Below are 7,521 nucleotides of genomic sequence, written 5' to 3' on the forward strand. Positions count from 1 at the left end.
TCCTTCATCTATCATTCAAAATCTAAACTATTATGGTGAATAACCTTTTGATACCAATAGAAAGAATCCTTCCGATATCTATCATACGTTCCATTGCCGTAATCGTCAACATCCACATAGATAAAACCATAACGTTTTGACATTTGTTTTGTGGATTCACTGATTAAATCAATGCATGCCCAGGATGTATAGCCCATCAATTCTACACCATCTTCTAAAATCGCATCCAACATACATTTAAAATGTTTTCGATAATAATCAATGCGATATTCATCATGTACCTTTCCATCTATCAGCTCATCTTTAGCTCCTAGACCGTTTTCCACGATAAACAAAGGTTTACGATAGCGATCATACAGTTCTACAAGTGAAATACGAAGTCCGATAGGATCAATCTGCCAACCCCATTCACTAGAAGGAAGATATGGATTCTTCAATCCCATAACCGTATTCCCAGCGGTTTTCTCAATACCTGTTTCATCCTCAGCAACACAACTTGACATATAATAACTAAAAGATACAAAATCAACTGGATATTTTTTCATGATTTCATCATCTCCTGCTTCTTTATGGATATGAATATCATGATTTTTATAATAGCTTAATAAGTAGGATGGATATTCTCCAAATACCTGTGTATCGGAATAAGCATAAATATTACGCATCATTTGTTGTGATTTTAAAATATCTTCAGGTTTGCAAGTCATAGGATAATACGATAATTTCGTAATCATGCAGCCAACTTTTGCCCCCGGTATAATTTCATGACAGATCTTTGTTGCCAAAGCGCTTGCTACAAATTGATGATGCATTGCTTGATAACATACTTCTTCAAAATTTTTATTTGGAAAGCGATCCTTAATTAATCCACCGGTTGTATAAGGATGACGAATAATACTGTCAACTTCATTAAATGTCAGCCAATATTTTACTTTATTTTTATATCGCTCGCAAATTGTACGAACATAGTTCTCAAAGAAACCGATCACTTCTCGAGAATACCATCCATCATAAGATAAGGTTAGATTTAAAGGAGGTTCATAGTGAGACATGGTTACAAGCGGTTCAATGTTATATTTTTTTAATTCATCAAATACATCATCATAGAACTGCAATCCTTCTTCATTTGGCGTTTCATCATCACCATTTGGAAAAATTCTGCTCCATGCAATGGACATACGAAATACTTTAAATCCCATTTCTGCAAACAGCTTAATATCTTCTTTATAATGATGGTAAAAATCGTTTCCATGGCGTTTTGGATAATTTACCATATCTTCAGGATGTGCTAATGCTTCTTCAATATCTTTTGATGTAATTTCATTTTGTTTCTCATAATTTTTCACATCAACATCAAACTTTGCTCGTGCACAATCTGAAACGCTCCATCCTTTTCCCCCTTCATTCCAACCGCCTTCCATCTGATTCGCAGCTGTTGCGCCTCCCCATAAAAATCCTTCTGGAAATGTTCTCATGTTATTTCTTCCTTTCTGTCATCATCATGATCCCACTTGGATCCATTTGTCCTTTTCCTTTTACAAATATATCATAAGCAGCAGTGTTTGTTACAATGATTGGTGTTGTTACATCATAACCTTCACTTTTAATTTTCTCTACATCAAATTTTAACAAGAGATCCCCTTGCTTTACATGATCACCGGCTTTTACACATGCTTCATAATATTTCCCATTTAATTCAACGGTATTTAAACCAACATGAAACAATAATTCCGTTCCATTCGTTGTTTCCATACCAATAGCATGTTTTGTATCAAATACCATTTTTATGGTCCCTTCACATGGAGCATACAATTCACCGATTTCAGGAATCATAGCAATTCCATCACCCAACGCTTTTTTAGAAAACATCTCATCATTAACACTTTCTAAGGCAATCACATTTCCTTTTAAAGGTGCCTGTATTGTGTTGATTTCATCATTATTTTCGGGTGTTTCACTATTTGCTTCCTCTTTCCAAAGAAAGAAAGTTATAACGAAAGATAAGATAAAGGCCATAACAAATCCAATCACACCATATATGAAATTCATGCCATTCTTTGGATCGATAAACATCGTGATATTCGCAAGTCCAGGTCCTGCAATAACAAAACTTTTTAATAATACAAATCCACAGAAACCTCCGGTGATAAAGCCACTGACAATCACACTGATTAACACTTTTTTATTTAATAATGTTACACCATATAATGCAGGCTCAGTAATTCCCATTAAAGCAGAGATGCCGGCTGATGCAGCAACAGACTTTTTCTGCTGATCTTTCGCCTTGATTGCTACCGCAAAGCAAGCTCCTGATTCAGAAATATTGTGAGCTAAAGAAGCTGGAAGATACATCATTTCATAACCTAAATTACCATAAGTCGATACGGCATATGGTACCATAGCTTTATGCATACCGGTTGCAATCATAAATGGTAAGATACCTGATAATAAAGCAATGCCTAAGAATCCTAACTTATCATATAAGAACAGAATTGCAGATGTTAGATATTCTCCCAATGTATATCCTAATGGTCCTAATACCAAGAATGCCAAGGGAATCGTAATTGCTAAAGCTACCATAGGAACAAAGAATACTCTAATTGCTTTAGGTGAAATTTTGTTTAAACCTTTTTCTAACACACCTAAGCATAATACAGTAAGTATTGCCGGAAACACCTGAGAGTTATAAGCAACATTCTTTACCGTAATACCAAAGATTTTAAATCCTTCTGCAAGTAAAGCGACATTATTAGGCAGTAATAAAACGCCGACGGCAGCCAAAGCAACAAGTTTGTTTGTATTCATTTTGGTTGCTGTGGTTACAGCGACCATTAAAGGTAAAAAGTAGAACGTCGCATCTGAAATAGAAGATAAGATTACATAAAACCCATCACTTGCCGATACAATTCCTAATGTAGATAACAGGATCAAGATAGATTTTAATACACCAGCTCCAGCAATAGCTGGTACAAGCGGCTGGAAGATGCCAACAATAAAACTTAACAGGGTATTGCCAAAACTTTGTTTTTCCGTTTTTATCGATTGCTGTTCTTGCGGTTTACATAATTTCATCAATTCGTTATACACTTCAATAACGGCATTCCCTATAACGATTTGTACTTGAACGTTTAGAATAACGCCAATCACACCGGGAACCTTTTTCAGATTTGCTTCATCAACTAAGGTTTGATCTGCTACTGTAAAACGAAGGCGTGTGGAACAATGTTCCAAATTTACAACATTTTTTTCACCTCCGATATAGGTTAAAATATCGGCTGCACTTTTTTTATAATCCATTTTTTTCTCCTTCCCATGTACGATGCAATTTTTGGCCAAAAAATAAAGGCAGGATCTACAATACATCCAGACAAACATATTTGCCTTCTGGATATTGTAAGATCCTGCCTGCATTACCAGTTACATGTCTTATTACGCATATAAATATAGCATGCTGAAAGCGCTTTGACAAGAGGTTTTTGAATTTTTTTATTTATTCACTTTATTTATAATATCAATTTGATTGTTAAATCGATTAAATTACTTTAAGATATGCTTTTAATCTTATTGCAAAGAATGCTTCCATTTCGCATCTGTATTTTCTTAAGTAAGCGAATTTTGTTAATGTATATACAACTTCTTGCGGCTAGTATGAATGCTAATTTTATATGAAACGTAAACATAAGTCTTTCCTTGATTTCTATAAAGCACAAATAGAAAAAACAGGCATTTTTATAAACACCTGTCAACATTTTAATCTTCTAATACCTGAATACATATTCCTATCGTTCCCGGACCCGTGTGCACACCAAGGGCCGGAGATACTTGATCACTGACAAATACATCCATATGAGGTAGCTTCGGAAGCAAATCTTGCTTAATTTCCTCACATAATGCAGCAGCATCACCATGCATAATGGAGACATTATATTTCTTATGATTACCGGCAAATTGCAAAGCCAATTCTTTGGTCTTGGATATGGATTGCTTTCTTCCTCTTACCTTTGCTACCGTATAATACACACCATCTTCATTACATGATATAATTGGCTTTAAATGTAAGGCATTCCCAAATAATGAGGCAACCAGGCCGATTCTACCACCTTTTTGCAGATATTCTAAAGTTTCCACAACAAAGAACACCTTACAATTCATTACTTCTTTTTCTAATTTCTCACAAATTGCTTGATAACTCATGCCGGCTTCTAAATAACGAGCCGCTTGAATGGCATGAAATCCTGATCCGATGGAAATATTTTTTGTATCCAACACAAAGAACTCCAATCCTTCATAATTTTTTGCCAATAAATTGATCATATTATTCGTGCCACTTAAGCCACTGGATATCGTAACAGCAATGACCTTTTCATAACCATCTGCTTTTATACGATCAAGTATCTTCTGAATATGTTCTCCAGAAGGTAATGATGTCTTAGGGATTTCCTTTTCTAAACCACGGTATACTTCTTCAGCGGTAATATCTACACCATCCATATATTCACGATCTTTATATAATACCTTTAAAGGAATAACATACATTCCATATTTATCTACGAATTCCTGCGGTACATTACAACAGCTATCCACCAGAATAGCAATCTTTTCTTTATTCATGAACTTTGAACCTCCATTTATATTTCAAATTGAAATACGATTGTTACATACATAGTATAGTATAATTCTTATAATTAGTCAATCTAGTTTCTATAACTAAATGAATTGTCCATATGAAGTAAATGTACCTTTCTTTTTTCTTGTTTCTTCTTCATGATCCATAACTGCTATCATCCGCACACAAAAAAAGCTGTCATCTTTAAGACAACAGCTCATTTCTTATCAAAATTATTTATTCAATGCTTCTGATACAGCTACAGCTACAGCTACGGAAGCACCAACCATAGGGTTGTTACCCATACCGATCAGACCCATCATTTCTACGTGAGCAGGAACACTTGAAGAACCAGCAAACTGAGCATCAGAATGCATACGTCCCATTGTATCTGTCATACCGTAAGAAGCAGGACCTGCAGCCATGTTATCTGGATGCAATGTACGACCTGTACCACCACCAGATGCTACAGAGAAGTATTTTTTACCCTGTTCGATACATTCTTTCTTATATGTACCTGCAACTGGATGCTGGAAACGTGTTGGGTTAGTAGAGTTACCAGTGATAGAAACGTCTACACCTTCGTGATGCATAACAGCAACACCTTCACGTACATCATCTACACCATAGCAGTTAACAGCAGCTCTTTCTCCATTAGAGTAAGCTTTTCTGTAAACTTCTTTTAATTCACCTGTGAAGTAGTCAAATTCAGTTTCAACGTGTGTAAATCCATTGATACGAGAAATGATCTTCGCAGCATCTTTTCCTAAACCATTCAGGATAACGCGCAGTGGTTCTTTACGAGCCTTGTTAGCGTTACGAGCGATACCGATTGCACCTTCAGCAGCAGCGAAACTTTCGTGTCCTGCCAAGAATGCGAAACATTTTGTGTTGTCATCCAACAACATAGCAGCCAAGTTACCATGTCCCAGACCAACCTTACGATCGTCTGCAACAGATCCAGGAATACAGAATGCCTGTAACCCTTCACCTAATGATTTCGCTACTTCATAAGCTGTTTTATCACCTTTTTTGATAGCGATTGCTGCACCGGCAATATATGCCCAGCATGCATTTTCAAAACAAATTGGCTGAATGCCTTTTACGATGTTGTATACATCAACACCTAAATCATCACACAGTGTTTTTGCTTCTTCGATGGAAGAAATACCATATGAGTTTAATACTTCATTGATTTTATCAATACGTCTTTCGTATCCTTCAAATAATGCCATGATTTTTCCTCCTATTCGTGTCTTGGGTCGATGTACTTAACAGCATCTGCATAACGACCATAAGTTTTCTTTGCATTGTTCAGAGCTTCTTCAGGGTTAGTGCCCTTTTTAACAGCGTCCATGAATACACCCATGTTTACGTATTCATAACCGATGATTTCATCATTTTCATCAAGACCCATCTTTAAGATATAGCCTTCAGCTAAGTCTAAGTAACGAGGTCCTTTTAATTTTGTTGAGTAAACCGTACCAACCTGAGAACGTGTACCTTTACCTAAGTCTTCCAAACCAGCTCCAACTGGAAGTCCGTTTTCAGAGAATGCAGACTGTGTACGTCCATAAACGATCTGCAGGAACAGTTCACGCATAGCTGTGTTGATAGCATCACAAACTAAGTCTGTATTTAATGCTTCAAGCAGTGTTTTACCAACGATAGCCTCACTAGCCATAGCTGCGGAGTGAGTCATACCGGAACATCCTAATGTTTCAATCAGTGCCTCTTCGATGATACCTTCTTTAACGTTCAGTGTCAGTTTGCAGGCACCCTGCTGTGGAGCACACCATCCAATACCATGTGTCAAACCTGAAATATCTTTGATTTCTCTGGAGTTTACCCATTTTCCTTCTTCAGGAATAGGTGCACAACCATGGCTTGCACCACACTTAACAGTGCACATGTTTTCAACTTCTTTTGAATAAATCATGTCATTTCTCCTTTCTCGCATAATCCATGAAAGATTTACCATAGTGCTACTTTAACGCTTGTGTAGCTGTCTTGACAATGTCATTTTCCTCTATTTAAAATAACATCATCGAGGACGTTTTCCCTACGAAATTTCTATTTGACAATATCTTCACAAGAAATGTCGTCCTACTTCATTATTTTAATTCTTTTCCTATTTTATGTCAACATAATTAGGCCTTTTTATCCTTACAGAAAGGGTGTAAAAAAGCGTTCCAAAAGGAACGCTTCCCTAAATTATAGCTCATGAACCTGCCTGCTTTGATACCATGCAATCGTTGCCCTTAGCGTGTCCTTCATACTTCTTGGTTGATAATCCAACTGTGTGGTAGCATGTTCATGTGAAAAGCGCACATTTGATGCTAAAGTATAAAGAGAATATGGAGTATATAATGGGCGCTGATGGCGCAATTTTGCATATCCTGAAATTATAGGGGCAAAGGCTTTTGCCACCCACATAGGTAACATAAACAGTGCATCTTTTCCACATAAAGAGGCGGTTATATCTAGAATATCGGATATCTTATAATATTGATTAGATAAAATATAACAATCTCCTTTTTCTCCATGTTCTAAAGCCGCAATACATCCTTTCGCGACATCTCTGACATCAACAAAGTCGTAACCACCAGAAACACCAGCCAGCAATTTTCCTTCCAGATAATCGCTTATCATCTGCACTAAATAATTGTTCTTGGTTCCATATGGCCCTAAGATACCGGAAGGATGAACAATAACGGCATCCAAACCATTGGCAACCTCATCCATGACCAGTTGAGATGCAAGTGCTTTTGTTTTGGCATATCCACCTTTTACAAGGGACGCATCAAAGTGATGCACCTCAGTAATTATTTGCGGATAATAGCGATAGGTAACTCTTTGATGTTATCTCCAAGTTTTCCCCCGCTTCACACCGTACATGAAACTTTCGCTTCATA

6 protein-coding genes are annotated in these 7,521 nt (G+C 36.6%); all 6 read right to left on the reverse strand.

From position 1 onward, the window contains the following. Nucleotides 1-11: 11 nt before the first annotated feature. Nucleotides 12-1,475, reverse strand: a complete 1,464-nt coding sequence (locus ACESSZ_RS10185) for a glycoside hydrolase family 1 protein (protein ID WP_008690640.1) — start codon at nt 1,473-1,475, stop codon at nt 12-14. Nucleotide 1,476: 1 nt separating this feature from the next. After that, the gene (locus ACESSZ_RS10190) at nt 1,477-3,297 is read right to left on the reverse strand and encodes a beta-glucoside-specific PTS transporter subunit IIABC (RefSeq protein WP_008690639.1); all 1,821 of its coding nucleotides are present in this window, start codon (nt 3,295-3,297) and stop codon (nt 1,477-1,479) included. A 453-nt stretch (nt 3,298-3,750) separates the two neighbouring features. Continuing rightward, nucleotides 3,751-4,611, reverse strand: a complete 861-nt coding sequence (locus tag ACESSZ_RS10195) for a DegV family protein (RefSeq protein ID WP_008690638.1) — start codon at nt 4,609-4,611, stop codon at nt 3,751-3,753. Between the two features lie 228 nt (nt 4,612-4,839). Then, nucleotides 4,840-5,841 (reverse strand): GGGtGRT protein, encoded by a 1,002-nt coding sequence (locus tag ACESSZ_RS10200; RefSeq protein ID WP_008690636.1) that lies wholly within the window; start codon nt 5,839-5,841, stop codon nt 4,840-4,842. Between the two features lie 11 nt (nt 5,842-5,852). Then, a complete protein-coding gene (locus ACESSZ_RS10205; protein WP_008690634.1) occupies nt 5,853-6,545 on the reverse strand; it encodes an iron-sulfur cluster assembly scaffold protein in 693 nt (230 codons plus the stop codon). A 275-nt stretch (nt 6,546-6,820) separates the two neighbouring features. Then, nucleotides 6,821-7,423: an NAD-dependent epimerase/dehydratase family protein gene (locus tag ACESSZ_RS10210; protein ID WP_499842781.1), complete on the reverse strand. Its 603-nt coding sequence runs from the start codon at nt 7,421-7,423 to the stop codon at nt 6,821-6,823. Nucleotides 7,424-7,521: the final 98 nt, after the last annotated feature.

The sequence above is a fragment of the Eubacterium sp. 3_1_31 genome (assembly GCF_964249515.1).
Lineage (GTDB): Bacteria > Bacillota_I > Bacilli_A > Erysipelotrichales > Erysipelotrichaceae > Longicatena > Longicatena caecimuris.